Source organism: Gordonia jacobaea, from assembly GCF_001186365.1.
Lineage (GTDB): Bacteria > Actinomycetota > Actinomycetes > Mycobacteriales > Mycobacteriaceae > Gordonia > Gordonia jacobaea.
In genome coordinates this window covers 20,067-46,510 of the sequence record NZ_LDTZ01000022.1, presented here as the reverse complement: position 1 = coordinate 46,510, position 26,444 = coordinate 20,067, and the positions used below count along the sequence as shown (strand labels likewise).

The window sequence follows — 26,444 nt, the reverse complement described above, 5'->3', positions numbered from 1 at the left end:
ATAAATTGTTTGCGTACAGCGTACTCATCACCGTACCGTCGATGCGTACGGCGTACGCGGGTGCCCGAGAGCACAACACCGTCGACGCATTCACACTTATCGAAGGAGAGCAGTAGTCATGTCCGTCCGCATCCGTCCGTCCGAGAAGCGCACCCGCGAAAATCCGGGCGCCGATCGACGCGCGTGGTGGGGACTGGCCGTGCTGACCCTTCCGGTTCTCCTGGTCTCGATGGACTTCTCCGTCCTCTACCTCGCGATCCCGGCGATCACCGACGCCCTCGATCCCAGCGCCGCCCAGCAGTTGTGGATTCTCGACATCTACGGGTTCCTCATCGCAGGACTGCTCATCACGATGGGCAACGTCGGCGACCGCGTCGGCCGTCGACGCATCCTGCTGTTGGGTGCCGCGATGTTCGGCATCGCCTCGGTCATCGCCGCGTTCGCTCCCACCGCGGGCGTCCTGGTCGCTGCTCGCGCGCTGATGGGTATCGGTGGTGCGACGCTGATGCCGTCGAGCCTGTCGCTGATCGCCAACATGTTTCCCGACGCCAAGTCGCGCGGCCGGGCCATCGGTGTGTGGACCGCCGCCTTCGCGGGCGGTTCGGCCATCGGCCCCGTCGTCGGAGGCGTTCTGCTGCACCACTATTGGTGGGGCGTCGTCTTCCTGATCAACGTGCCGGTACTCGCCGTGCTGTTCCTCCTGGGACCCAAGCTGATCCCCGAGTACCGCGCAGGCACCGGTGAACCGTTCGACTTCATCGGCGTCGGACTCTCCCTGCTTGCGATCCTGCCGATCGTCTACTCGATCAAGACGATGGCGTCAGAAGGTGCCACCCTCCCGGTCGCAGCAGTCGGCGTGCTCGGTGTCGTGATGTTCGTGTTCTTCCTCATGCACCAGCGTCGAACCACAGCGCCACTGCTCGACCTGAAACTGTTCCGCAACGTGCAGTTCAGCGCCGCCGTGACGGTCGCGTTGTTCGGCATGATGGCGCTCGGCGGTATGTCGTATCTGACGGGCGTCTACCTGCAGTCGGTGCGCGACTTCGACGTCCTCAACGCCGCACTCGCCGGACTGCCGATGGCGATCGCCGTCGCGGTGTTCTCCATCGGTGCGACGCGCATCGCTGCGCGTGTCGGCATGCGGACGGCGTTCGTCGGGTCGGTCGCACTCGCCGCTGCGGGCAACCTGGGACTCCTGTGGCTCACGACGTCCAGCCCGCTGTGGGTCTACCTCGTGTTCACCTCGATCGCCGGTATCGGCTACGGCATCCAGTTCTCGCTGGTGTCCGACGTCGTCGTCGGCTCGGTGCCCGCGGAGAGATCCGGTGCGGCGTCGGGCATCTCGGAGACCAGCTTTGAGCTGGGAACCGCGCTCGGCCTCGCTCTGCTCGGTTCGCTCGCAACGCTGATGTTCCGCGAACACGGCGACGGCTGGGCGTTCGGCGACACCCTCGGCGAGACTCTGCACCGCTCCAACGAGATGGGTCCCGCGGGCGCCGAACTCGCCACCGCGGCCAAGCAGGCATTCGTCGACGGCATCCACGCGGCGTCACTCGCGTCGGTGATCGCGCTCGGTGTGCTCGGCGTGATTCTCGCGGTCGTGATGCGTACACCGCGCGTCGTCGAGCAGTCGGTGGATCCCGAACTGCCTGCCGCGCAGGACAGTTAGCCCTGTCGCGGGAGTCCGCTCCCACGCACGCTGCTCCTCATGCCGTTGTGCTCCAGTACCGTTGGCGCGGTGCATGAACTGATCAGTCAGCGCTGGAGCGCTCGCGGCTACGACGCCGAGGCCACCGTCTCGGTCGACGAGGTCACCGAGATCCTCGACGCCGGACGGTGGGCACCCACGTGGGGACGCATGCAGCCGGTGAGGTTTGTGGTCGGTCTGCGCGGCGATACGACGTTCGACGCGCTGACCGCCACACTCAACCGGGGCAACACGACGTGGGCGCCCGCCGCAGGTGCACTGATCCTGTTGTGCACCACCGACGATCCGTCCGACCCCAAGCCCGACCTCTACGGCGGCGTCGACCTCGGGCTCGCGTTGGCACAGATGATCCTGCAGTGTGGCGCACTCGGCCTCAACGGACATCCACTCGCCGGATTCGACAAGGACTCCGCCAGAAGGGCTTTCGGCATACCCGCCGACAAGAAGCCCCTTGCGATGCTGGCCGTCGGTCATCTCGCCGACCCCTCGACGCTGCCCGCCGAGATCCGCGAGCGCGACGCCGAGCCGCGCGAACGGCTACCCCTCGACGAGGTCGCGTTCAGCGGCCACTGGGGCGAGCCGTTCGCGGCTCGCTGAGCGCCTCTACCCGCTGCAGGTCTCGAGCGCCTTCTTGATCGCGGCCCGGTGCGCGCTGCGATCCTTCTTGGCGATGCCATGGTCGCGCAGGAAGTTCTTGATCTCGGCGCGCTCCGGGTGCTTCTTGCGCATCTCTTCACGCTGCTGCTTGCGCTGAGCAGGGGTCAGCACGATCGTGTTCTCGAAATGCTCCTTGGCGCGCGGATGAGACTGGATCTCTTTCCACAGCGCGGGGTCTTCCTTGGCCAACGCCTTCTCGACTCCGGCCAACGTGCACTTGGTGCCGGGCACCGGGGTTGTCTGCGCGGGTGCGGGTTTTGCCTCATGCGGGGCCGGAGCGGCGTTCGCCACTCCGCCCGTCGCGATCGCGCTCGCGACGCCGACACCGGCCAACGCGACAGTGATGCGACGTGCCGTCGCTCCGGTGAACAAACGTGACATGTCTCTACCTTTCTCGGCACACACTCGCGGTTGAGTGTCGCAGCCAACCTTCCGGCGGCTCCTCGAAGCAAACGCCCAAAAGCTAAGTGCCGCCTGAGAATTCACAGTGCGAACGCCCAGTAATGCTCAGGCAAAGAGACTTTCAGTCGGCGCCAAAGTATCCTTTTTCGCCACTAATCCGACAGAACACCCCAATGTGGCGGGCCGCAAACTATGGTAAGCCTAGCCTGTGAAACTCATGCGTCGTGCGATCGTGACAGCCCTGACCGTCGGCAGCATCGGTGCTGCCGTGACCACGGCCGCTCCGGCCGCCCATGCGGCAGACACGGCATTCTCGGACGAGTTCAACGGTGCGGCCGGATCGGCTCCCAACAGCGCCCTGTGGAATTACGAAACCGGAGGCGGGGGCTGGGGTAACGACGAAAAGCAGACCTACACCTCGAGCCGAGAGAACTCACGCCTCGACGGAAGCGGAAATCTTCTCATCGAGGCCAAGAACTCCGGTAGCGGGTGGACGTCGGCCCGGCTGAACACCAAGGACAAGCGCGAATTCACCTACGGCACCATCTCCGCGCGGCTCTCACTTCCCACCGGCGCCGGCCTGCACAGCGGGTTCTGGCTACTCGGAGCCGACATCTGGGAAGTCGGGTTCCCGGAGTCCGGCGAGATCGATATCGCCGAACACATCAACAGCTACAACTTCGTGCACATCGGCGTTCACGGCCCGACCGGTTCCGACGGCTTCGGTTCGGCCGACGCCGGGTCGTTGCGCGACATCCTGCCCGACGCCATCCCGCTTCCCGACGGCGCCAACGGCAAGTACCAGCGCGGCTCCGACATCACGGGCATCGACCCCACCGACTTCCACACCTACGGCGTCCGCAAGACGGCCACCTCGATCACGTTCCTCTTCGACGGGCAGTCGGTGTACACCGTCAATCGAGCCGACCTCACCGCCGGCCAGCGGTGGGTCTTCGACAAGCCGATGTACCCGATCCTGAACCTGGCCATCGGTGGTGTCTGGCCTGGTCCGACGAACTCTGCCACGCCCAACCCGGCGACGATGAAGGTCGACTGGCTGCGCTACACCCCCTGACCGACCCGGCCGTAGGGTTGACCGGTGCCCGGCTCTGACTCGCCAACACCAGCTGAACCGTTCAGACCACAGCCTCCCCCTCGCCTGCACGTCAGGCGCGCACTGTTCGCGATCCCCGACGTTCGCGGGCGCTGGCCCGCGGCCATCCGAGCGGGTCTCGCGTTTGCGGTGCCCGCGTGCGTCCTGCTCGCCGTCGGATTCGAGCGCGACTCGCTACTCGCGGCGCTCGGCGCCTTCGCCGTGCTCTACGGCGAGAAGCGCCCATACCGAGTGCGGTGGCGGGCGATCGTGCTCGCGGCCGCCGTACTGATCGCCGCGGCCACACTGTTCGGGCTTCTCGGCCACTTCGCCGGTCCGCACCCGAACACAGCGATCGCGCTGACGGTGGTCGTCGCTCTCGTGGCGTGGGCGTCGGCGACGGTGTTCACCGTCAACGCCATGCGACTCGGTCCGCCCGGTCCGTTCTTCTTCGTGCTCACGGCCTGCATCTCGTCCGTGGTGACCGGACACGGCGTCGACGTTTCCGCGCTGGTCATCGCGACGTGCGCAGGCGGATTGAGTTCACTGATCGTCGGAATGGCACCGGCACTGTGGCGTCCGGAAGGGCCACAGACTGCGGCGACGCTCGCCGCGATCGAGACGATCGACGCCTACCTCGCCGACAACCAGTCCACCGATCCCGCACATCGGCACGGTGTGGCGATGTCGACGCTCAACGCGTGGACGGTCCTGCACGACGCCGCTGCCACCGACACTCCACTCGCCCAACGGCTCTGGACGTCGTTGCATCAGTTCCACGTGGCACCGCCGGGTCCGCTGTCGCCGCCGCTGCGTCGACCATCGGTGCGACACCGCCTGTCCACGGCACTTCGCCGCTATAGCCATGCACGCGTCACCACTGCGCGAGTCGCACTCACCGCGCTGGTCGCGGGCGTGGCGTCGCTCGCGATCGGTCTCTCGCGACCGGACTGGGCAATCCTCGGCACCGTCCTGGTGCTGCAGTTGGGGCCCGACCGCATCCGGGGCGTCATCCGCGCAACACACCGACTCGCGGGAACCATCGTCGGCCTGGTGATCTTCGTCGGACTCCACCACCTCGGCCTCACCACACTGTGGCTCATCGTGGTGATCGCCGTGCTCAACGTGCTGATCGAGCTGACGATCGTCGGCAACTACGGCGTCGCGGTCTCGTTCATCACTCCTCTCGCCATGCTCATGGGCAACCCTGAATCCGACATCACCATCCCCGTGCGAGACCGCTTCCTCGAAACGCTGCTCGGCGTCGGGTTGGCTGTCGCAGCACTGTTGTGGCTGCTTCCGCATGCGCACCGACGCACGTGGGCACGCGCCGACACCGACGTCCTCGACAACGTCGACCATCTCCTCGACGACGCCGCGCTCTCACCGATCGGTTCACCGCGCATGCTCGCGGCCCGGCGTGACCTGCAGTGGTCGCTGCTCGAGGCCGAGATGAGTGCAACCGACAGCGCCAGCGACGAACCGGACTGGGCAACACCGCGGTGGCCGCGCCACATCGCGCTGTGTCGGGTGGGATACGAAGCACTCGACTGGTGCTACCGCACCGATCCGTCGACTCCGATCGCTCCCGGAATCCGGAGCACCCTGCGCATGCATCGCACCCTCGTTCACACACCCGAGGACCCCTGACATGCGAGTTCGGACAATGCGGACCTAGAGTCCGAACGACTGACCTCATTTGATCGACGACCAGCCCGGGGAGTACATTTACTCGCATGCAGCGTGCACTCCTTCTCGGTTGCCGCGGCGGGGTCTGACACGACCGGCCCTCCGTCGCGGGGCCTCATCACGCGCCGGTCACTCCCCAATCTGAGACCTACTTCGGAGATTGACCATCATGGCACCAGCAGACACTTTCACCTCGGGCCCGAGCCGCATCGTCGAGCCGTCCGGCCCCATCCCAGCAGGACAGCCCTCCTGGAACCCGCAACGCAGTTCCGCGATGCCCGTTCACCGCTACCGGCAATTCGCCGACGAGGTCGAGCAGATCTCGATCCCCGATCGCACCTGGCCAGACAAGGTGATCACCGCGGCACCGATGTGGTGCGCCGTGGATCTGCGCGACGGCAACCAGGCCCTGATCGACCCGATGAGTCCCGCTCGCAAGCGCCGCATGTTCGAGCTGCTGGTGCGCATGGGCTACAAGGAGATCGAGGTCGGTTTCCCGTCGGCGAGCCAGACCGACTACGACTTCGTTCGCGAAATCATCGAAGACGGGGCCATCCCCGACGACGTGACCATCCAGGTGCTGACGCAGTGCCGCGACGAGCTGATCGAGCGCACCTTCGAAGCGTGCCGCGGAGCGTCGAATGTGATTGTGCACTTTTACAATTCGACGTCGGTGCTGCAGCGTCGGGTCGTGTTCCGTGCCGACAAGTCGAAGATCACCGAGATCGCGACGCACGCCGCGCACAAGGTTCTCGAGGAGCAGCAGAAGTACCCGGACACCAACTGGCGCTACGAGTATTCGCCCGAGTCCTACACCGGCACGGAGCTGAGCTACGCCAAGGAAGTATGCGACGCGGTGAGCGAAATCATCGCTCCCACATCCGATAAGCCGCTCATCATCAACCTGCCTGCCACCGTCGAGATGGCAACACCGAACGTCTACGCCGATTCCATCGAGTGGATGAGCCGTAATCTCGCCCGCCGCGACTCGATCATCCTGAGCCTGCACCCGCACAACGATCGCGGAACCGCTGTCGCCGCAGCGGAACTCGGCTATCAGGCGGGCGCCGACCGCATCGAGGGCTGCCTGTTCGGCAACGGTGAGCGCACCGGCAATGTCTGCCTGGTGACACTGGGCATGAACATGTTCAGCCGCGGCGTCGACCCGCAGATCTCGTTCTCCGACATCGACGAGATCCGACGCACCGTCGAATACTGCAACCAGCTCGGTGTACCCGAACGCCACCCCTACGGCGGCGACCTGGTCTACACCGCATTCTCCGGCAGCCACCAGGACGCGATCAACAAGGGTCTCGACCAGATGAAGGTCGACGCCGACACCGCCGATTCCGACGTCGACGACATCCTGTGGCAGGTGCCCTATCTGCCGATCGACCCCAAGGATGTCGGCCGCAATTACGAAGCCGTCATCCGCGTCAACAGCCAGTCCGGCAAGGGCGGCGTCGCCTACATCATGAAGGCCGACCACGGCATGGACCTGCCGCGACGCCTGCAAATCGAGTTCAGCCGCGAGATCCAGAAGATCACCGACGGCGAGGGCGGCGAGGTCTCTCCCAAGGAGATGTGGGACGTCTTCGCCGACGAATACCTGCATCCGATCCGCCCGCTCGAGCGGATGCGCCAGAAGGTCGACGCCTCCGAGATCGACGGCGGCGACGACCACATCACCGCTGTGGTCAAGGTCGACGGCGCCGAGAAGGAGATCTCGGGCAGCGGCAACGGACCCCTCGCGGCATTCGTCGACGCGCTGTCGACCGTCGGATTCGACGTCCGCGTACTGGATTACGCCGAGCACGCACTCACCGCGGGCGGCGACGCCAGCGCGGCCGCCTACGTCGAGACCGAGGTCAACGGTGAAACCGTGTGGGGCGTCGGCGTTGCGTCGTCGATCACGACGGCGAGCCTGCGTGCCGTGGTGTCCGCAGTCAATCGCGCCTACCGCGTGACCGCTTCGGCTCCAGTGGAGACCGATGCCGCCCCACGTACCTGGGCGCCGTAAACCTTTCTCTCACCGATGAACTCACGGTGACGCGGGTACCCCCCGCCGTCGCTGTGTCAGGCAATGGGCCGAAACTCTCGTCAAGCGGGCGATCCCCGCGCGCGAGGTTTCGGCCCATTCCGTCTGCGCGACACTCGTAACCGACGTGAGCCCGTGTCCGAAGTCGACCCTGTGGTTCGGTTCCACCCTCTGTAGTTCGGCTTCACCCCGTAGTTCGGCTTCACCCTGTAGTCCGGTTCCACCCTGTAGACCCGTGTCACCCTGTAGTTTGTGAGACGGCAGCTGTGGAGAGCGTCGCGAAGGTGGTCGGTGTGATGACAGTTCGACGCCGAACCAAAAACCCTGCCCCATGACCGGCCTCGACACGCTCGGAAGGCGTGCACGCGCCGGCCTGACACAGACCATCGGCGTGCTGTTCGGTGCCGGGGCAGCAATCGGCCTGACGCACATCGGAGCCGCTCCACAGATCTCAACGTCATCGGTCGCGACCGTTCTCATCGGCCTCGGCGGCGCGGTGTTCGGCACACTTGCAGTGATCTTTTCGTTGCTGTTCCTCGTAGTCCAATGGGTGGCAACCACTTTCACACCCCGACTGACGCTCTTCCGGGACGCTCCCATCGTCTGGCGTACAGCCGCCGTGGCAATGAGCGTCATCGTTTTCTGCATCACCGCGATCCTCGCGTCGGGCAGCCGGGACACGATCTCGGCGAGTGTTCCGCTCGTGGCGGTCGTGGGTACCTTGGCCGTGCTTGTGCTGTTGCGCGTGGTACTGGCCAATGCCCTTGCCGCAACCCAGATCTCGCCGGTATTGACGACGATCTGCGAACACGGTCAGCAATCGATTGTCGCGACGTACCCCACGAGCGACGACCTCGACCCGCAGCAACCCGTCGACTCCACTGCCGAACCGCACAGCATCCCGTGGTCTCGCAATCCGTTGGTACTGCAGCGATTACACGTCGAGAGGCTGGTTCACCTCGCCGAATCCGCTGACGCCGTGATCGTCATGGAGCAGACGGTCGGGTCAACACTGCGCGCAGGCGCTACGCTCGCCCACGTGTACGGTCCTGCCGCACAAAGGAACGGCAACGGCGACAGCGACAGCGACACCGGAGAGATCGATACCGGAGCCTTCTTCGCTGCGCTCGACACCGGGCCGGAACGCACATTCGACGGCGATTCGCTCCTGGCATTCCGCCTCATCGCCGATATCGCACTCCGTGCCATGTCGCCTGCGATCAACGATCCCGCGACCGCGGCGCAGGCGGTCGACCAGATCGAATTCCTGTTGGTATCCGCGACGTCTATCGACGAGAGCGCGCGGCGCTGGCGCGATGCCGGTGGTCATCTCAGGCTCGTGGTCCCCCGACCGTCGTGGACGGACATGCTCGTCGTCGGATTCGACGATGTCATCGCAGCCTCGCTCGAATCCCCATTGATGCTCGCCCGACTCGACGCGGCACTCACTCGCGTATCGACCGTCGCGGCAACCGTCGAACAACGTACGCAACTCGCGCGACGACGCACGTGGGTCGCACAGGCGCGGGCCGACCGATTCCCCACCCTCGATCAGTGAACCTCTGCGTTTCGTGGTGTGAACCGACTTCGGATGCGCGACAGTTGAAGTCATGAGTGAGGCGACCACCGGAACCGGACAGCAGGACTCGACGCGAGTACCCGTCGGGAAACTACTCGCACTCACACCTGTCGCCCTACTCGTGGGTGTCGTATGTGCCCTGCTGCTGTGGGGAATCTCGGCCGTCGCCAGCACTCTCGAACACTTCCTCTGGCACACCGTGACGTCGTGGCTGGGCATCACCGACAGCACCTGGTGGTGGATTCTGCTCGTGCTGACCATCGCGGGCGTTCTGGTGGGACTGGTGATCCGATTCGCTCCCGGCCACGCCGGAGATGATCCCGCGACGCAGGAGTTGGTGTCCACACCGATCGCCGTCGGTGCAACCCCCGGCCTCGCGATCGCGGCGATCCTGGCGCTGGCAGGCGGCGTCAGCCTCGGTCCGGAGAGCCCGATCATGGTCATCAATGCGGCGATCGTGGTGGCCGTCGGTGTGCGCCTGATTCCGAGGATCGACCAGACCCAGTGGATGGGCCTCTCAACTGCTGCGACACTCGGCGCACTGTTCGGAACCCCGGTCGCCGCGGCCCTCATGCTGTCGGAGGCCAATCCCGGCGATCAGCGAATTCCCCTGTGGAATCGCCTGTATTTGCCCCTGGTCGCGGCGGCTACCGGATCGTTCGTCATCCTGCGCTTCACCGACCTCACGATGTCGATCGACCTACCGGAGGAAAAGGTTGGCAGCATCATCGACACCTTGATCGCCGTCGGGGTAGCCGTGGTCATCGCCGCATGCGGTGTTGTCGCGGCCTTCGTGTTCGATCCGCTGCACCGCGTGCTGCATCGCTCGCTACGAGACCCCATCATCCGGTTGACATTGGTGGGAGCGATCCTCGGCGGCCTCGGCATCCTTGGCGGAACGATCACGCTGTTCAAGGGCCTCGATCAGATGAAGGAACTGCCCGACCGGATCGGGACCACGACCGCCCTCGGGTTCTTCGCGTTCGCAGGCATCAAGATGTGTGCCATGCTGTTGGCCAGCGCGGGCGGCTTCCGTGGTGGTCGCATCTTTCCGTCTGTCTTCGCCGGTGCCGCAGCGGGATTCGGCATGCACGTGCTGTGGCCGTCGCTTCCGTTGACGATCACGGTGGCCGCGAGCATCGTCGGGATCGTCGTCGCGGCAACACGGAACGGCTGGATCAGCCTCTTCCTCGGACTCGCTGTTGTGCCGCAACTCGATCTGTTGATACCGCTCCTGTTCGCGACGCTGGCCGCGTGGCTTGTCGTGGCCAATGCCCCCGAATTGCGTGCGAAGCCGGTCGACGACCCGAGCCCCGACGCGGCAGGGAGCACCTGACGCGCACTGCGTACGGCCAGCCATAGTCCCCGCAGCCATTGTCCTCAGCTGCGTTTTACAGAAGGCGCCACTCGCGGGCACGGTCGACGGCGGCGCGGCGTGTCGATACCCCCAACTTGCGGTAGATCGACTGCTGGTGTGTCTTCACGGTGTTCACCGACACGAAGAGGTCCGCGGCTATCTCCGCCGACTTGTACATCGTTGGCAGATAACGCAATACGGCGAGCTCCCGCTCGGTGAGCGGGTCCGATGGAGTCGCAGGTCGAATCGTTGCGGCCCCATCGGCAGCTGTCAGCCGTACGAGAAGTGCCCGATCGAGTTCTGAGGGTTCAGCGTTCAGATGTCGATAGCGCGCCAGCAGAACAGTGATCTCCTCGCTGTGAGCCACGAAGGGCCGCAGCGCTCCGATCGGAGCCGCCGCATCGATGGCCTGCCCCATCCGCTCCAGTGCGATCGAGTCCAACCTGAGCCGATCCGCCGCGATCGCTGACAACAGCGCGGCCTCGACGACGAGCGTGCGGTGGGCCGCATACCGAGCCGGCGTACCCAGAAGGTCGAACGCGGCGCGTGGTTCATGCTGCGCGAGGAGGACTTCCGCACGCGCGATGGTGACGAGTTCGGCACTGAATTCGCTCGATGAAGAAGAGGTCGATGCGGGCAGCCCGGTCAGGATCTTCTCAGCGGAATCGACGTCGTCGCAGAGTAATTCGACGCGGGCCAGCGAGACCGCAACCCAGTGGTCGAGCAGAGGGAGTCCAGTGCAACTCGCGCTCAGCGCACGGAGGCGGCTCGCCGCCGCTCGCGCGGTATGCAGTTCACGCCGCGCGAGCGCAACGCCGACGGCCGCGATCTGAAGGACCACTGTCGCAGGCAGATCAGACCCGTGGAGAACGAGGTCGAAGCCGGAGTCGATGCACTCGCTTGCGGCGTCGAGTTCGTCTGTCTCCAGGTGCACCAAAGCGGAGGCGGCGTTGGCCGCAAGCAACTGGGGTTGCTGTGTCCAACCGCGTCGAACACCCAGTCTCGCGAGCATGTCGCTTCGACGTCCCGCTTCCGGGAGGTCACCCGCGATGACATCCAGTAGAGCCAGGTAGGCATGCGCCGCAGCCGAGGTGAGTGCCACCCCGGCACGATCAGCCTCGACCCGCACATCTTCCAAATGCACACGAGCACGGTCGAATTCGCCGCGAAGAACGAGGCTGATGGCTACGTTGGTCCGGCCGATGACCGCGTACGCACCTACCGCGGGCAGCTCGTTGCGCGATGCCCCGGTCGCGACGGTCAGCACTTCGTTCGCACTCTCGTACAGTTCCACGGGTGTGAAGACCCGAGCTGCGACCATCCGCGCCAGCGCGACGATGACCTGGGCCCATCGAGGTGGTTCGACGCCGCTCGCCAACAGCGCGGTCTCGGCATCCAAGGCGTTCTGGCGCATGGTTACGAAGTCCCGAGAATGATGCGCCACAACACTTGCCGCGAGAAGCACCTCCGGTCGCGGATCGCGTTCGACGACGTCGAGCGCAGGAGCCAACGCCGCCGCCAGCTCACCCCCGTGGATCGTCAGGATCAGTGGGAGTGCCGATTTTCCCACCACCTTCGCCACCGCGAGCCAGTCGCCCGCCGCGACCAGATGCCTGATCCCGGGGATGAGCTCACCGCTGTCCAGGTACCACTGTGCCGTCCGCCGATGGAGCGTCGAAATCTCCTGTGGGCGTTCAATAGTGAGTCGGTCGCGGAGAAACTCGCGTAGAAGGGGGTGATAGCGGAACCATCCGGCTCGGCCGGTCAATCGCACCGTCAACACGTTTCGCGCAACCAATTGTTCGAGAATCGCGCGGCTGTCAGCACGTCCGGTCAAGGCCTGCGCGAGATCCGCACAGACAACGGGCGTCACACTTGTGGCGAGCAGGAACTCACGATCGGAGCTGGCCACCCTCGCAAGTACCTCTTCGAGTAGATACGACGCCACCAGCTTGCCACCGCCGCCGAAGCCCGTCAGTGCCGCATGCACATCACCTCCGTATTCGACTGTGGCACTGAGCAAGGCCAACCGGATTCCGGCGGGCCAGCCTTGCGTCCGGTTCATCAGACGCTCCCGGCTCTCCGGGTCCAGCCCGAATCCGATGCGTGCACACAGATCTTCAGCTTCGCCTGGCGTGAACGCCAGTACGGCGGCATCGATCTCGCGAAGCCTTCCCATCACCTGCAGACGGCGCATCGGGATTCGCGGTTCCACGCGTGAGATGAGAACCAGATGCACTGTCAGAACGCCACACTCGATCACTCGGTGGATCGACTTCAGAAGGTCCACCGACGTGAGGCGATGGAAGTCGTCGATCACCAGCGTCACAGTCTCTGGTAGAGACGACAGGGCATCAACCAGACCCGCCACGTCAGAATCCCCGAATGCGGGTCCGGGCATGAACTCGGCGATCCGCGCTTCGTCGGCCACGACCGGAAGCATTCGAAGTGCCACGATCACGTCATGCCAAAACGCCGCAACGCCTACGCCTTCGCCCGCGGCGAGCCATGCGGTCCGATCGAGCCGATGTACGCTTTGCGCCCAAGCCGCGACAGCAAGAGTCTTCCCGTACCCGGCCCCGGCACACACCAAGGTCACGTCGCCGCCCCGTGCAGCGTCGAGCATCTCGTCGATGCGAGAACGCACCACAAACCCGGGAGGTAATGACGGTGGCGCGAAACGCAGACTCAGAATCGGCGGAGCTGCCGCGATTGTGTCTACTTCGAGTGCGTCGGGTTCACCCTCGCCGTCCTGACCGCTTCGTGGGGAGGGTACCGCGCCTTTCATGCACTGAATGGTACGACGACCAGCGCGAATGCGACGGGCGAATATTCCTCGCGAGGTCGCGCACGAGGTGCTGACCCCCTACGACGTGCGGTTCATTTCGCTCTGGGACTGTCAGTCGAATCGACTACGGTTGCAGCCGCGTCATCGCCGACGGTCTCGGTCACGACGGTCTCGGTGACAACGATCTCGGAGCTTTCAGGACTGGCACTCTCGACGACAAGATCCTTGGCAACAACGCTCCCGGCGGCCACTCCGCGGCGCGCGGGAGCGATGGCGAATTCGAAAGCCGCCAGGATGAGGCACGCGACGACCACCACCCAGAAGACGACCATGCCTGTCGGGTAGTGCCAGAACATAAGGACGAACGCAGCGATTATCGGGACCCCGAGACGCACGACGTACCGCAGCCGCCACAGTTGGACCTCCACCATCGACGCCGAGCGTTGCTTTCGACGACGATCGACCGATTCGAATCCCCCGGCGATGACACGTCGAGTGGCGGCCGCGGCACGAGTTCCGCCTGCGAAGAAGCCCACAAGTGCCAAGACGAGTCCGAGCACCGCCACCGCACGAAGGGCAGTGCGCAGCGGACTGATCACGGTGTCGAAGATCGCCTGGGCGGCGGCGGGAGACAAGACGTCTGCAGGCACGTTGTTCAGGTAGATCGTGCGACCGACGATGATGCCGATTGCCAACACCAGCATCGCGCCGACGACCGCGATCCCGATTGCTGTCAGGGTTCGGATACGGCGACCGACTCCCGCGAGTCCGATCGCAGCGAGAGCGACAAGAATCGCAAGCCACGGCAGCACGGTGGCGACCTTGTCGAGCGACCTCACGAGGTTCTGCGCCCGAGCGAGTTCCTTGGACTGCCAGACGACGAACTGCTTGTTCACCACGGGGATCTTGTCGGCGAAGGCGAACCCCTGCGCACTCAGCCGCTGCTTCACCTGGGTGATGATCGGCCCGAGCTCGATGCTGATCGATCCGTTGGTCGTGTCGACATTCACCGCGCCATGCTGCGTATCACCGGTCACCGCCGCAACAACAGCATCGTGCGCTTCGCGATTGGCCGTCGTCCACAGCGCAGCGAACTGATCAGAGCCGACGAACTGCGCCACCGTGTTGTGGATGAAGCTCTCCGCCTGTGCGCTGATCACCGGAGCGAGTCCGGTGATCGCCTGATCCACCCGGGGACGATCGGCCGGTGTGAGTTGAGTCAGTTCGTTGAGCGCATTCGACGTCACCTCTTCGATGTTCGCCTGCTGATTGATCTCGTTCGTGATCGAGTTGGTGACCTGTTGCTGCACAGCGGGATTCGATGCCAGTGGTGCGACGGTCGATACGTAATGATCGGTGTCGAGGATCTGACTCCTGACGTACCGCGTGGTGACCGACAGCAGCGTGAGTACCGCACACAGTATGACCAGCGCGACGACGCCGATCATTCGCCAGTTGATCCGCCGACGCTTGGACTCCTTGCCGACATCCGACGGTTGCCCCGACTTGATCTCGGCGATCTCGACGCGCAGACGTTCGAGTTCGGCTCGTTCGTCTGCGTCGAGACCGCGTCCCGATTCGCCTTCCGCGCTCACGACCGTCTCGGGCATGCGCGTCACCGCTCGTCGGCGACAGCCGCAACCGCGCCTGCCCGAATCGCGTCGACGAACACGCGATGATCCTCGTCATTCCTTTTCGCATAGCGCGATGCGAAACGCCTTACAGCCCTATCGAATTCGTCGTCGTCGCCGAGATAGTTCGCTATGGCAACCGCATCGCCCGACCGACCGTGACCGTAGGCGAGGACTCGACCGCACGCTCGCCCGTAGACCTCGAGACCCCGTGGGTCCAGACCCTCCACGACGATGGAGCCCTTTGCATCCCGAAGCTGCCTGAGGTAGAGATCACGCCGAACACCATCAGCTCCTGGACCTCCGGACCACCCCAGGAACACGTCGCTGACAGCTTGCGTAAGGCGCTGTCCCTCCACCACCCGCCTGCCCTCGTTGTCATATTTCGGACCGTCGAGATACCGTGCGAGAACTGATTTTTCGGCTTGCTTGGCCTGGAGCAGCAGCACATCGGATTCGTCTCGTCCGACCATCAGCAAGACCCACGCCTGAGTTCCCACGCTGCCAACCCCGACCACCTTGCGCGCCATGCGGACAAATGTGAATCTGTCGAACAGCACGCGGTAGTGGGGAGCGAGCGTCGCGCGAAGAGCGTCGACACGATCGGCAAGCTGACCGTACAGACGCGCTGTGACCTCCGCGTCCCACAGTTCTTCGATGGGCACGATGAGCGGAGGTTGGCTGACGAACTGCAATTCACCGTCGACGGTGGTGGTCAGCTTCTTGAGCGCAGACAGGCCGTCACGCGTCCACGCCTTGTCGATCTGCTTTCGCACGTTCTTCGCGGTCGATGAATCGATGAGATCGCGGATGTTCACCAGTTTTCGAGAGGGCTCGGCGCGTCGATACCAGCCGTCCAACGTGTCGAGTCCCGCGAGCGACGCGATGGACTCCCTGTACTCACGGGCACATGCACCGGCGATCCGCTTGGCGGTCTTGTTGTCGAATCCGTTGCCGCGTGCCGCAACCACGAGACTCGCGGCCAAGCGCTTCACGTCCCATTCGAACGGCCCAGGGTAGGTTTCGTCGAAGTCGTTGACGTCGAACGCCAGTTTGCGCTCAGGCGTGGCGAACAACCCGAAATTGGACAGATGCGCGTCGCCACACAGTTGCACGGTCAGGCCTGAGTTCTCGGTTCGAGCCAGGTCATCGGCCATGACGAGCGCTGCCCCGCGGTAGAAGGTGAAGGGAGAAACAGCCATTCGCCCGTATCTGACCGGAACGAGTTCCGGAACCCGGGTGCGCGCCTGATCTTGGAGTAGACCGATCGGGTCACGGCCCGATTCGTCGCCGAGGTCGCCGATGCCGCTGAGCGGCAACCGCTCCCGAGCCTGCAGCCCCAGATAGACACTCTCGGCACGGGTCCTGCGGCCAGGGCCGTCATAGCACGTCGCCGCGTCCGCGGGATCGACCACGCTCGTCATCGCCGTCACCTTCCTTGCGCCGCGTCAGATCTCGTCGGTCTCAGGACTCCACGCCGCCAACGCCCAGATTCCGACGATCGAGAGTGCGATCAGAGTGATCGACCACCACGGGTAGTACGGAATCCAGAGGAAGTTGGCTATCACGGAGAGTGACAAGAGCACGATCGCGAGCACCCGTGCAAATGTCTTTCCGAAAAACACCGCAATACCCGTCGCAGCGACGATGAGGCCGATGATCAGGTGGATCCAACCCCACGTCGTCAGGTTGAACTTATAGATGTAGTTGGTTCCTACGACGAAGACATTGTCAGCCGCGATGGCCGAGACACCCTGGAGGAACTCCAGTATCCCGACGACGAGCAGCACGCAGCCACTGACAATGGATAGCCCGCCTGCCCAACGCTGCTTCGTGGAAGGTGATGAGGTGGTCATGAAATTCCTACTCGTTGTTATCGATGTGGCTGTTAACGATGTGGTTGGAAATGAACACTGACGGATCGGCCGATTCTCAGAGACCGAGGATACGTCGCTTCTCCGATTCGAATTCCGTTTCGGTGAGAACACCTGAACTTCGAAGCTCACCGAGTTTCGTCAATGCAGCGATTCGGTCATCCGGCGCTGTTGTCTGTTCGGTGGGAACCGGCGGTTGCGGGTTCTGGACGGGCGCGGCCGCGTAGGCCTGGGGTGCTGCCTCGGCCGACCGTCTGGCCCACCGCTCGCCTTGACGACGCGACACCCTGTTGGACACCGCGGTTGCAGTCCCTGCAACCGCGGCCGTTCGGGCGACCCCGCGTAATAGTCCTGGCATGGCTGGTACCTGCACTTTCTCACTCGAGTGGTTCTCAGTTGAATCGATCGGGCATAACGCTTCAAGCAGAGCCCTGCGGTCAGCCCGACGTCGGTCAGTCGGTTGTGCCGAGGGCCTCGAGAATGGCATTGACGGGAATCCGCCCGGACGCGACCAGTTGAGCGCCGGCTCGCCGCAGGTCAGTGGCGAACGGAGCAGCCCACACGTTCTCGTAGACGACGAGAACGCCGAGGCAGCCGTCCGCCAGCACCGACGCCGCGTCGGCGAGGTCCTGATCGTCGAGCAGTCCGCTCGACGCCTCTGCGAGGACATTGGCGTCCAGATCAGCACCGACGTCGAGATCCGAGACCGCAAGCGCAGCAACACTATCGCCGTCTCGTCGGATCACTGCGAGATCCAGCACGCTGATCACATTTCGATCGACAAGATCGAGCAGGTGTATCAGCGCCGAGCCGTCTGGATTGTGATCGGCGGGAAATTCGACGAGAAGGTAATCGATAGGCCCCGTTTCCACATCGACGGGCACATCGGCAGAGGTTTCGGTCATATTCCCGATGCTGGCATCAATAGGATGCGACTACATCACCCGTATCGGGTGAGACATACGCTGATGATGAGCGCTCATACGATTCGAATGACTGAAATCACGGGTCGATCGTCGAGTCTTAGACCATGACGACATCGAAACCCCTTACCGGTGATACCGCGAGCTTGGCAGCGGAGGCCTACGTCTATATGTATCCCCTCGTCATCATGGAGGTCAGCCGTCGACAACAAACAGCACGGGGATCCTCGGGCAAACCGGGCTTCGGAGCCTCGAACGCCTTCCACCACATGCGGGCGTTTCCGACTGCGGATTTCCGCGCTATCGTCCGTCCGAATTTCGACACGCTGTACTCGTCCGCCTGGCTCGACCTGACCGGTGGAGCAGTCCTGATCGAACTTCCCGACAGCGACGGTCGCTACTACATGCTGCCACTACTGGACATGTGGACCGACGTGTTCGCGGTTCCGGGATCCCGTACGACGGGAAACACAGGCACGCGAATCATGGTGATACCACCGGGATTTGACGGCGATGTCCCCGACGATGCCCTCATCATCGAGGCCCCGACACCGTACGTGTGGGCCATCGGTCGGTCGCAGACCAACGGCCCGAGCGACTACGACGCCGTCGGCAAGTTCCAGGACGGCTTCACCATCACTCCGTTGGGCGGCCCGACCCGACCAGAGTCGAGCACTCCCATCGACCTGGACACCGAACCACTGCGCATCGTCGCGGAACTGTCTGCTCCTGAGTTCTTCACACTCGCAGCAGAGGTTCTGACAACTACGCCACCGCACCTCACGGATCAGTCCGTGCTGGCGCGTATCGCTGCAATCGGGATCGTCCCCGGACTGGAGTTCGACACATCGGGATTCGACGAGGCCGGCCTCACGGCACTCGAGTCGGGCATCGCGTCGGCGAGGAAGAAGCTGCCTGACATCTCCGGCCTCGGTGATCGCGTGAACGGCTGGCAGATCATGTCGCGATCGGTCGGCGTCTACGGCAACGACTATTTTCAACGAGCACAGCTCGCGCTGATCGGGTTGGGTGCCAACCCTCCCGAGGATGCGATCTATCCAGTCGTCGTGGCCGACGCCGACGGTCAGCCACTCGACGGGCACAACGATTACACAATCACGTTTCCCGCTGATGGCCTTCCACCCGTGAATGCCTTCTGGTCGGTCACGATGTACGACGCCGAGGGCTATCAGGTCGCCAATGAACTCGACCGGTTCGCGTTGGGCGATCGCGACGAACTGCGGTTCAACGACGACGGCTCGCTCGTCTTGTATCTGCAGCACGAGAATCCGGGTGGCGAGAAGACCGACAACTGGCTTCCCGCGCCACAGGCCGCGCTCGGCGTCACGATGCGCCTGTACGCTCCGCGCGCCGAGGTACTCGACGGGACATGGGCGCCGCCCGCTGTGCAGCGCGTCAAGCGCGCATCTCCAGACAGCGATGCCTGATCGGACGCCGCATCTCAACCACGTCGATAGCGTCGAATCACTGTCTGCCGACCAAAACTGCGTCACCCGTACCAATTGTGAGGCCGACTACGATTTGCCTGGTCACAGCGACAACGCGCGGAACCGCGCGGACCATTGAGGCATGCAGATGCTAGTTCTCCTGGTCTCGGTGCTCGTCGCGTTGCCGCTCGTCGTCGCGGGGATCGGGGTTGTCATGGGTAAGGTCGCGGGCGCCGATCTCTGACCCTTGCCGGCGCGGCGGATCGTCGAACGCGAGTAGCGTGACGCGGGTGGAACGCATCGTCGTCGTTGGCGCGGACGCCGCCGGTATGAGTGCCGCTCATCAGGCACTTCGGACAGCAGAGGTCACCGGGCGCAGCGTCGAGGTGATCGCGCTCGAGCAGACGTCGGATACGTCGTACTCGGCATGCGGCATTCCGTACCTCGTCGCAGGCCTCGTCGACTCCGACACTGATCTCGTTGCGCGCAGCGCCGCGCAACACCGGGAACTCGGCGTCGACCTCCGCATGGGAACGACGGTCACCGGAATCGACCGTGATCGGAAGGTCGTCTCGGTGACGTCGGAGTTCGACGAGTCGTCGGAGGTCGCCTACGACCAACTCGTCTTGTGCACCGGTGCCTCGGCGATGGTCCCGGACTGGGCGCGTGACGCGGACGGATCGCTGATCGACGGTGTCAATCCGGCGAAGACCCTTGAGGACGCGCGGTATTGGCTCGATCTGATTGCCGGCTCCGGCCGTCGAGGAGTCGTGGTCGGTGGCGGCTACATCGGCGTGGAGATGGCAGAGGCGTTGGCGGAGCGCGGATTCCAGACCACTCTCGCCACGCGCACCAGGGTGATGAGCAAGCTCGACCCGGAGATGAGCGACCGCATCGAAGAAGGTATGCGCGCCGCAGGCGTCACCGTCCTGACCGATACCGTCGTCGCGAGCGCCAACGCCGAGGGTGGCAGAATACGTTCCGTCACAACGGTTTCCGGCGACACAATCGAAGCCGACGTCGTGGTACTTGCGCTGGGCGTTCGGCCGTCGACCTCGCTGGGCGCCGCGGCCGGGTTGCCGATCGGAGTTCACGGCGGATACCTACCCGACGACCATCAGCGCGTCGCCGACGACATCTGGGCGGCGGGAGACTGCTGCGAGTCTCTCGACCGGATGACCGGGGAGCGAATCTTTGCACCGCTCGGAACACACGCCAACAAGCAGGGGCGGGTGTGCGGTTTCAATCTGGGCGGCGACGAGAGTAAACGATTCGCCGGGGTGTTGGCGACGGCGATCACCCGATTCTCTTCCGGCCCAACCTATCTGGAGATCGCACGGACGGGAATGAACACCGAGGTCGCCGCGCGCTTCGGTCACGACGCCCTCACGCTGATCACCCAGAGCGACACCGCGAGCGGCTACATGGCCGAGGCCACCCCGATCACCGTGCTACTCACCGCAGACAAGTTGACCCGCCGCATCCTCGGCGCTCAGATCGTCGGCGGAGCGCAGTCGGGTAAGCGGATCGACACCGTCGCCGCGGCGCTGTGGGGCGAGATGACCGTCGACGATCTCGCCGAGATGGACCTCGCGTACGCCCCGCCGTTCGCAACCGTTTGGGAGGCAGTGCAATTGGCCTCTCGGCGGGTGTCCGAGCGGATCTGACCCCGTGAGCGTGCCTCCCGCTCACCGATTTCCTTGCGGCTTATTGAATTCAATAAGCGCGAGGGAAATGGGTGAGCGAGAAGGTCGACGTCGATCTGAATCGGTGCGGAGTGGAACCGCGCGGCCCGGCGCGGCGTCGAAGCTGCATGACGGACTCCACTCTCGGTCTCCCCGGCTACCCGCTCGACGAGTTCGGCCTGATCCGACGCGGCGCCGCGAAGACAGCGGCGTTCAGCGACAACGAGCTCTGCGCCGCAGTCGATCGTGGCAAGCTGATCAGGCTGGTACCCGGTGTATTGGTCCCGCGCACAACACAATTCGACGGCCATGCCGGTGCCCAAGCGTTGCACCGGCTCACCTCGATCGCAGTCGTCACGTCGGAGTTGAGCGGCGACACGCCGCACGTGCTCAGTCATGTGTCGGCGGCGACGATGCATGGGCTGCGCATGCTCAAACCGAACCTCTCGCACGTTCACATGACGACCGGCCGCAGATCGGGAGGATCCGTCCGCAGCCTGCGCCACCTTCACGGGGCGCCGCTCAGCGACGACGAGGTCACCGAGGTCGACGGCATCCGGGTCACGTCTATCGAGCGAACAGCGGTCGACGTCGCGTCGAGCGGCGACTTCGCGCAGGCACTGACCGTCCTCGAGGCGGCTCTGGCATTGGGCGCCGACCGGGCGAAGATGTCGGAGATCCTGGGCTCTCGACGTCGACGCGGTGCGCAACACGCTCGGCGGGCACTTCCCCTCGCGAACGGCCTCTCCCAGAGCGTCGGCGAATCATGGAGCAGCGCACAGATGTACGAGGCGGACCTGCCTGTACCGCGTCAGCAGCACCGCTTCGTCTGCCCGTCCGGCACGTACGAGACGGACTTCGATTGGGACGGCAAGCTGATCGGCGAGTTCGACGGTCTGGCCAAGTACGGCCGTCTGCTCCGCGAAGGCGAGTCGCCCGAGGACGCGGTGGTCCGGGAGAAGCTGCGCGAGGACGAACTCCGCGGCCTCGACACCATGGTGGTCCGCTGGATTTGGGCCACTCTCGAGCGACGTCTGCTCGCCGACCTGCTGCGCCCATGGCTCGTCACCTACGAGATCATCCCGCCCCACCACGGTTCGCGCTCACCGGCTTACTTCCCGCTTATTGATTTCAATAAGCGGGAGGGAAACGGGTGAGCGGGAGCCCGCACGGCAGCGCGATTCATCCGTCGGACGTGCTCCCCGCGAGGACGAAGTCCCGAAAGCGCGACGCGACGTCGCTCAATGGCCGACCGCGAAACCACGTCAGCCCGATCTCGCGCGTTTCACCCGCGAGCGGGACGAGTTCGACGCCGGGATGGCGCGCCGACTCCTCGACCGGCACCAGTCCGACGCCGAGCCCTGCGGCGACGAGGCCGGACACCGTCGCGAGCTCCGACGATTCGAAGGCAATCGCGGGCGTGAGATCGTGTGCGGCGCAGATCTCGTCGAAGATCCGTCGCATGCCGTAGCCGTGTTGCATCACGATGAATTCCTCGTCTGCGGCCTCGGCGATGCCGATCGTCTCCCGGCCCGAGAAGCGGTGATCACGGGGTACCACGAGCGCGAGTTCTTGTTCGGCGACGCGCGCCCACGCCATGTCGGTACGCATCGGGCGGGGCGCGACGATCGCGAGGTCGGCGTCGCCGTCGACCACATGCCCGACGACGGTTGCCGCCGCGTCTTGGGTCAGCGTGAAACGTGCCGATGGGTTCTCCACCCGGAACCGGCTGATGAGGTCGGGCACCAACCCCAGTCCGAACGAATGCAGGAACGCCAACCGCACCGCACCGCGGGCTGGAGCGCGCATCTCCTCGATCTCCCGACGTCCGGCTTCCAATTGCGACGCCGCGCGACGCGCCCTGTCGAGGTAGGCACGTCCGAACCGGTTCAGCACGAGGCGTCGACCATCGCGGTCGAAGAGCGGCACCCCGAGGTCGCGTTCAAGACGGCCCAGGAAGCGCGAGAGCGTCGGCTGCGACGAGTGGACCCGGTCGGCGGCCGCGGTCAGGTTCTCTGCCTCGGCGATGGCGATGAACCACCGCAGGTCGTCGTACATCTGGCCATTCTAGCTGTGGTTATTCATTATTGAATGACTCAGTGGTCAAACATTCATTTCCTAATGACCACTGCGCGGCTCAGACTCGATGGAGTGACAGCAACCGTCCTCCCAGTGACCACCGACCGCGCACCCGTCAAACACTTACCCGGCTCGCCCGGGTATCGGCGTGCCACACTCTCGCTGTTCGCGGCCGGGATGACGACGTTCATGGCGCTGTACTACGTGCAGGGTCTGTTGCCCCAACTGTCGTCACACTTCGACGTCTCGCCGACGACGTCGGCTCTGGCGGTCTCGCTCACGACCGGCCTGCTCGCCGTCGCAATCATCCCGGCGAGCGCGCTGTCGGAGCGGTATGGCCGGGTGCGCCTCATGGTCGGGTCCGCGGTTGCCGCCTCGGTCATCGGACTACTGCTTCCGTGGGCGCCGTCGATCGAGTTGCTCCTGGCCGGCCGCGCCCTGCAGGGACTGCTCTGTGCGGGCGTGCCCGCCGTCGCCATGGCGTATCTCGCCGAAGAGGTCGACGGCATGTCGCTCGGCGGTGCGATGGGCCGCTACGTCGCGGGCACGACGATCGGCGGTCTCGTCGGGCGGCTCATTCCGGGCTTTGCTGTCGACTTTGTGTCCTGGCAGTGGGCACTCGAGATTGCCGCGCTGGTGTCTCTGGCATTCGCGATTGCGTTCTGGCGCATGGTTCCCGGCTCACAGTTCTTCACTCCGCAGCCTGTCTCCCTACGCACGACCGGACGCAATCTGGTTGCGCACCTTCGTGATCCGGGCCTGCTGTCGCTCTTCGCCCTGGCCTTCGTGCTGATGGGTGGCTTTGTCACCGTCTACAACTTCATCGGATATCGGCTTCTGGGTGGTCCTTTCGGGCTGCCGGCGGGAATCGTGGCAGCAATCTTCTTCATGTACCTGGCGGGCACGGTGTCGTCGGCGTGGGGTGGCAGGCTGGCCGACCGGCTTGGTCGACGCCGGGTTCTCGTGACTGCGACGTCGATCATGCTCGTGGGATTGTTGATCACGATTCCGGACCATCTGTGGTCGGTGATCGTCGGGCTATTCCTCTTCACCGCAGGCTTTTTCGCCGCGCACTCGGTGGCGAGCGGCTGGGTGTCCGCACGGGCGACCGAGCATCGCGCCGAGGCGTCGTCGTTGTATCTCTTCCACTACTACCTCGGCAGCTCCGTGGTGGGTGCGCTCGGCGGTCTGACGTACTCGGCATTCGGCTGGGCGGGGGTCGCGGCGTACGTCGGAACTCTTACTGCCGCAGGGGTTCTGCTGGCGGCGCTTCCGCGGCGTCGACGTTCGGCGTAATGCGCTCAGGCGCCGTACCGAGCGGCCGCGGCAGCGAGGGCGTCGACTACCGATGTCACCGCGCGACGCGGTCGCGGCCTGGTCAGCGCCTCGTACACGCGCGCTGCCCGAACACCCTGCAATTCAAGTGGTTTCACTCCCGGATGGCGTGATGCGTGACGCGGCATCAAGGCAATTCCGTGACCAGCCGCGACGAGTGCCTCGATGGTCGTGAAGTCGAGCATTCGCTGCGTGACTCTCGGCGCAACGCCTGTGATGGCCGAGATCGACAGCAGTACATCGTCGACAGGAAAGCCGCCCTCGACGCTGATCCAGTCATGGTCCGCAAGCTCGGTGACCGCGACCGAATCACGCTCTGCAAGAGACGAGTTGCGCGATACGACGACGTCGAGCGGCTCGCGCATCAGCTCGGTGACGCGCACACGCGGCGAACTGACGGGTGGCGTGCGCTCGTCTCGGTGTGTCACCACGACGTCGAAGTCGGCGAGAGCGGGCGGAGCGTCGGGGTAGCCGACGTCGAGGTGCGACGCGTCGATCTCGATCGCATCGGAGGCGGCACGGTCGAGGACGGTCGGCAAAAGGAGTGTCGCGCCAGACGGGAACATCGCGAGCCGGACCCGCGATCGACCCGAGCGGTACGCGGCCATCTCCTCCTGCGCTCGCTCGACCGCAGCGATCACCTCGTCGGCGCGCAGCACGAGAGCCTGCCCCGCCGAAGTCAGTCGCACCCGCCGACCGTCGGCCTCGAGCAGTTCGACGCCCGCCTCCTTGGTGAGCACCTTGAACTGCTGCGAGACGGCCGACGGCGTCATGTGCATCGCGTCGGCGACCGCTCCCACGGAACCGCGGTCGGCGAACTCCCTGAGCAGCCGCAGGCGCTTGACATCCATGAAGCGATGCTACGACGACGCTTCACCTCGGGGTCTATCTGCTTAACGGTCGCGCCGCGACCGACCTACGCCGCCGAGGAGCGGAATAACTGGACCGCGGTCCGGTTGTATATCACATGACCAAGAAAATCGGCTTCCTGTCCTTTGGACACTGGTCGGCGTCTCCGGGTTCGCAAGCCCAGACGGCGTCAGATGTCTTGCATCAATCCATCGACCTCGCCGTTGCCGCCGAAGAGCTCGGCGCAGACGGCGCGTACTTCCGCGTGCACCACTTCGCACGCCAGCTCGGCTCACCATTTCCGCTGCTCGCAGCGGTTGGCGCAAAGACCAACAGCATCGAGATCGGCACCGGCGTGATCGACATGCGCTACGAAAATCCCATGTACATGGCCGAGGACGCGGGCGCAGCCGACCTCATCTCCGACGGTCGACTCCAACTCGGCATCAGCAGGGGATCCCCCGAGCAGGTGATCGACGGGTACAAGTACTTCGGGTACGTCCCGGCCGAGGGTGAAACCGACGCCGACATGGCACGCCAGCACACCGACGTCTTCCTCAAGGTGATCGAGGGCGCGGAGTTCGCACAGCCGAACCCGCGGCCGATGTTCCCCCACCCGCCGGGCATGCTTCGCATCGAGCCCTACTCCGAGGGTCTGCGCGACCGCATCTGGTGGGGCGCGGGCAGCCGGGCCACCGCAAAGTGGACGGCCGAGAAGGGCATGAACCTCATGAGTTCGACGCTGCTGACCGAGGACACGGGCATCCCGTTCCACAAGTTGCAGGCCGAGCAGATCGAGCGCTTCCGCGACGCGTGGGAGAAGGCCGGCCACACTCGCGAGCCACGAGTTTCAGTGAGCCGCAGCATCTTCCCGCTGACCACCGACATGGACCGCGCCTACTTCGGACGTGATCGCAACGACCAGGATCAGGTCGGTCACCTCGAAGGCGGACTGGCACGGTTCGGACGTAGCTACGCCGCAGAGCCCGACAAGCTCATCGAGGAGCTGCGCGAAGACGAGGCCATCGCGGCCGCCGACACGCTGCTGCTGACGATCCCCAACCAGCTCGGCGTCGAATACAACGCCCACGTGATGGAGTCGATCCTCAACGACGTCGCTCCCGCACTCGGCTGGCGGTAACGCTCCGCTGGCGGCAATACGCCTCTGACCCAACGCCGACGGCACCGACTTCCGGTGCCGTCGGCGTTTTGCGTTGTGGGCTGCGATCCTTCGACGCCGTCAGCGCGCCGGCGCGGCGATTTTATGAAGCTGTCCTACATCTTTAGTGCACTTTATTTCGATTGTGCT

21 protein-coding genes are annotated in these 26,444 nt (G+C 64.6%); 12 read left to right on the top strand and 9 right to left on the bottom strand.

Going from position 1 to position 26,444, the window contains the following annotated elements; genetic code table 11:
• Positions 1 to 118 precede the first annotated feature (118 nt).
• Both ABW18_RS18830 and ABW18_RS18825 read left to right on the top strand, forming a co-directional pair.
• Complete coding sequence (locus ABW18_RS18830; protein WP_049700532.1) at positions 119 to 1,669, top strand: MFS transporter; 1,551 nt, start codon at positions 119 to 121, stop codon at positions 1,667 to 1,669.
• Positions 1,670 to 1,738: 69 nt separating this feature from the next.
• Complete coding sequence (locus ABW18_RS18825; protein WP_049700531.1) at positions 1,739 to 2,305, top strand: nitroreductase family protein; 567 nt, start codon at positions 1,739 to 1,741, stop codon at positions 2,303 to 2,305.
• Positions 2,306 to 2,311: 6 nt separating this feature from the next.
• Here ABW18_RS18825 and ABW18_RS18820 read toward each other — a convergent pair whose 3' ends face one another.
• Positions 2,312 to 2,746 carry a hypothetical protein gene (locus ABW18_RS18820; RefSeq protein WP_049700530.1) on the bottom strand — a complete coding sequence of 145 codons (435 nt, stop codon included), beginning with the start codon at positions 2,744 to 2,746 and terminating at the stop codon, positions 2,312 to 2,314.
• Between the two features lie 238 nt (positions 2,747 to 2,984).
• On the opposite strand from ABW18_RS18820, the gene ABW18_RS18815 reads away from it, so the two are divergent.
• From ABW18_RS18815 to ABW18_RS18795, 5 genes are all read left to right on the top strand, one after another.
• Complete coding sequence (locus tag ABW18_RS18815) at positions 2,985 to 3,842, top strand: glycoside hydrolase family 16 protein (protein ID WP_049700634.1); 858 nt, start codon at positions 2,985 to 2,987, stop codon at positions 3,840 to 3,842.
• A gap of 24 nt (positions 3,843 to 3,866) precedes the next feature.
• On the top strand, positions 3,867 to 5,510 hold the full coding sequence (locus ABW18_RS18810) for an FUSC family protein (RefSeq protein ID WP_049700529.1): 1,644 nt from the start codon (positions 3,867 to 3,869) through the stop codon (positions 5,508 to 5,510).
• Between the two features lie 208 nt (positions 5,511 to 5,718).
• Positions 5,719 to 7,569, top strand: a complete 1,851-nt coding sequence (leuA, locus tag ABW18_RS18805; RefSeq protein WP_049700528.1) for a 2-isopropylmalate synthase — start codon at positions 5,719 to 5,721, stop codon at positions 7,567 to 7,569.
• Positions 7,570 to 7,918: 349 nt separating this feature from the next.
• Positions 7,919 to 9,145, top strand: a complete 1,227-nt coding sequence (locus ABW18_RS18800; RefSeq protein WP_049700527.1) for a DUF2254 family protein — start codon at positions 7,919 to 7,921, stop codon at positions 9,143 to 9,145.
• Between the two features lie 52 nt (positions 9,146 to 9,197).
• Positions 9,198 to 10,502 (top strand): ion channel protein, encoded by a 1,305-nt coding sequence (locus tag ABW18_RS18795; protein WP_049700526.1) that lies wholly within the window; start codon positions 9,198 to 9,200, stop codon positions 10,500 to 10,502.
• Positions 10,503 to 10,557: 55 nt separating this feature from the next.
• On the opposite strand, the gene ABW18_RS23410 is transcribed toward ABW18_RS18795, so the two are convergent.
• The 6 genes from ABW18_RS23410 to ABW18_RS18765 form a co-directional block, all read right to left on the bottom strand.
• A complete protein-coding gene (locus ABW18_RS23410; protein ID WP_064868902.1) occupies positions 10,558 to 13,311 on the bottom strand; it encodes a winged helix-turn-helix domain-containing protein in 2,754 nt (917 codons plus the stop codon).
• Positions 13,312 to 13,403: 92 nt separating this feature from the next.
• On the bottom strand, positions 13,404 to 14,921 hold the full coding sequence (locus ABW18_RS18785; protein ID WP_049700633.1) for a hypothetical protein: 1,518 nt from the start codon (positions 14,919 to 14,921) through the stop codon (positions 13,404 to 13,406).
• A gap of 5 nt (positions 14,922 to 14,926) precedes the next feature.
• Positions 14,927 to 16,366, bottom strand: a complete 1,440-nt coding sequence (locus ABW18_RS18780; protein ID WP_082937867.1) for a DUF2252 domain-containing protein — start codon at positions 16,364 to 16,366, stop codon at positions 14,927 to 14,929.
• A 24-nt stretch (positions 16,367 to 16,390) separates the two neighbouring features.
• On the bottom strand, positions 16,391 to 16,798 hold the full coding sequence (locus ABW18_RS18775) for a DUF7144 family membrane protein (protein WP_049700524.1): 408 nt from the start codon (positions 16,796 to 16,798) through the stop codon (positions 16,391 to 16,393).
• A gap of 76 nt (positions 16,799 to 16,874) precedes the next feature.
• A complete protein-coding gene (locus tag ABW18_RS18770) occupies positions 16,875 to 17,174 on the bottom strand; it encodes an SHOCT domain-containing protein (RefSeq protein WP_049700523.1) in 300 nt (99 codons plus the stop codon).
• A 94-nt stretch (positions 17,175 to 17,268) separates the two neighbouring features.
• Positions 17,269 to 17,721, bottom strand: a complete 453-nt coding sequence (locus ABW18_RS18765) for a DUF6325 family protein (RefSeq protein WP_049700522.1) — start codon at positions 17,719 to 17,721, stop codon at positions 17,269 to 17,271.
• 125 nt (positions 17,722 to 17,846) lie between these two features.
• On the opposite strand from ABW18_RS18765, the gene ABW18_RS18760 reads away from it, so the two are divergent.
• The 3 genes from ABW18_RS18760 (at position 17,847) to ABW18_RS18750 (ending at position 22,029) form a co-directional block, all read left to right on the top strand.
• Entirely contained in the window at positions 17,847 to 19,187 is a 1,341-nt protein-coding gene (locus ABW18_RS18760; RefSeq protein WP_049700521.1) for a DUF1254 domain-containing protein, read from the top strand.
• Positions 19,188 to 19,477: 290 nt separating this feature from the next.
• Positions 19,478 to 20,854 carry an FAD-dependent oxidoreductase gene (locus tag ABW18_RS18755; RefSeq protein ID WP_235434449.1) on the top strand — a complete coding sequence of 459 codons (1,377 nt, stop codon included), beginning with the start codon at positions 19,478 to 19,480 and terminating at the stop codon, positions 20,852 to 20,854.
• 146 nt (positions 20,855 to 21,000) lie between these two features.
• Positions 21,001 to 22,029 (top strand): type IV toxin-antitoxin system AbiEi family antitoxin, encoded by a 1,029-nt coding sequence (locus ABW18_RS18750; RefSeq protein WP_049700631.1) that lies wholly within the window; start codon positions 21,001 to 21,003, stop codon positions 22,027 to 22,029.
• Between the two features lie 25 nt (positions 22,030 to 22,054).
• On the opposite strand, the gene ABW18_RS18745 is transcribed toward ABW18_RS18750, so the two are convergent.
• Positions 22,055 to 22,930, bottom strand: a complete 876-nt coding sequence (locus tag ABW18_RS18745; protein WP_049700519.1) for a LysR family transcriptional regulator — start codon at positions 22,928 to 22,930, stop codon at positions 22,055 to 22,057.
• Between the two features lie 63 nt (positions 22,931 to 22,993).
• Between ABW18_RS18745 and ABW18_RS18740 the strand changes: the two genes are divergently transcribed.
• Positions 22,994 to 24,247 (top strand): MFS transporter, encoded by a 1,254-nt coding sequence (locus ABW18_RS18740; protein ID WP_049700518.1) that lies wholly within the window; start codon positions 22,994 to 22,996, stop codon positions 24,245 to 24,247.
• A 5-nt stretch (positions 24,248 to 24,252) separates the two neighbouring features.
• Here the strand turns inward: ABW18_RS18740 and ABW18_RS18735 are convergent, their stop codons facing one another.
• Positions 24,253 to 25,137 carry a LysR family transcriptional regulator gene (locus ABW18_RS18735; RefSeq protein WP_049700517.1) on the bottom strand — a complete coding sequence of 295 codons (885 nt, stop codon included), beginning with the start codon at positions 25,135 to 25,137 and terminating at the stop codon, positions 24,253 to 24,255.
• Positions 25,138 to 25,253: 116 nt separating this feature from the next.
• On the opposite strand from ABW18_RS18735, the gene ABW18_RS18730 reads away from it, so the two are divergent.
• The gene (locus ABW18_RS18730; RefSeq protein WP_049700516.1) at positions 25,254 to 26,276 is read left to right on the top strand and encodes an LLM class flavin-dependent oxidoreductase; all 1,023 of its coding nucleotides are present in this window, start codon (positions 25,254 to 25,256) and stop codon (positions 26,274 to 26,276) included.
• Positions 26,277 to 26,444: the final 168 nt, after the last annotated feature.

Excerpts from the sequence above, each read along its gene's own strand:
- ABW18_RS18830 (WP_049700532.1), top strand. The coding sequence starts at position 119 with ATGTCCGTCCGCATCCGTCCGTCCGAGAAGCGCACCCGCGAAAATCCG.
- ABW18_RS18820 (WP_049700530.1), bottom strand. The coding sequence starts at position 2,746 with ATGTCACGTTTGTTCACCGGAGCGACGGCACGTCGCATCACTGTCGCG.
- ABW18_RS18815 (WP_049700634.1), top strand. The coding sequence starts at position 2,985 with ATGCGTCGTGCGATCGTGACAGCCCTGACCGTCGGCAGCATCGGTGCT.
- leuA (WP_049700528.1), top strand. The coding sequence starts at position 5,719 with ATGGCACCAGCAGACACTTTCACCTCGGGCCCGAGCCGCATCGTCGAG.
- ABW18_RS18800 (WP_049700527.1), top strand. The coding sequence starts at position 7,919 with ATGACCGGCCTCGACACGCTCGGAAGGCGTGCACGCGCCGGCCTGACA.
- ABW18_RS18795 (WP_049700526.1), top strand. The coding sequence starts at position 9,198 with ATGAGTGAGGCGACCACCGGAACCGGACAGCAGGACTCGACGCGAGTA.
- ABW18_RS23410 (WP_064868902.1), bottom strand. The coding sequence starts at position 13,311 with ATGAAAGGCGCGGTACCCTCCCCACGAAGCGGTCAGGACGGCGAGGGT.
- ABW18_RS18785 (WP_049700633.1), bottom strand. The coding sequence starts at position 14,921 with ATGCCCGAGACGGTCGTGAGCGCGGAAGGCGAATCGGGACGCGGTCTC.
- ABW18_RS18780 (WP_082937867.1), bottom strand. The coding sequence starts at position 16,366 with ATGACGAGCGTGGTCGATCCCGCGGACGCGGCGACGTGCTATGACGGC.
- ABW18_RS18775 (WP_049700524.1), bottom strand. The coding sequence starts at position 16,798 with ATGACCACCTCATCACCTTCCACGAAGCAGCGTTGGGCAGGCGGGCTA.
- ABW18_RS18770 (WP_049700523.1), bottom strand. The coding sequence starts at position 17,174 with ATGCCAGGACTATTACGCGGGGTCGCCCGAACGGCCGCGGTTGCAGGG.
- ABW18_RS18765 (WP_049700522.1), bottom strand. The coding sequence starts at position 17,721 with ATGACCGAAACCTCTGCCGATGTGCCCGTCGATGTGGAAACGGGGCCT.
- ABW18_RS18760 (WP_049700521.1), top strand. The coding sequence starts at position 17,847 with ATGACGACATCGAAACCCCTTACCGGTGATACCGCGAGCTTGGCAGCG.
- ABW18_RS18750 (WP_049700631.1), top strand. The coding sequence starts at position 21,001 with ATGACGGACTCCACTCTCGGTCTCCCCGGCTACCCGCTCGACGAGTTC.
- ABW18_RS18745 (WP_049700519.1), bottom strand. The coding sequence starts at position 22,930 with ATGTACGACGACCTGCGGTGGTTCATCGCCATCGCCGAGGCAGAGAAC.
- ABW18_RS18740 (WP_049700518.1), top strand. The coding sequence starts at position 22,994 with ATGACCACTGCGCGGCTCAGACTCGATGGAGTGACAGCAACCGTCCTC.
- ABW18_RS18735 (WP_049700517.1), bottom strand. The coding sequence starts at position 25,137 with ATGGATGTCAAGCGCCTGCGGCTGCTCAGGGAGTTCGCCGACCGCGGT.
- ABW18_RS18730 (WP_049700516.1), top strand. The coding sequence starts at position 25,254 with ATGACCAAGAAAATCGGCTTCCTGTCCTTTGGACACTGGTCGGCGTCT.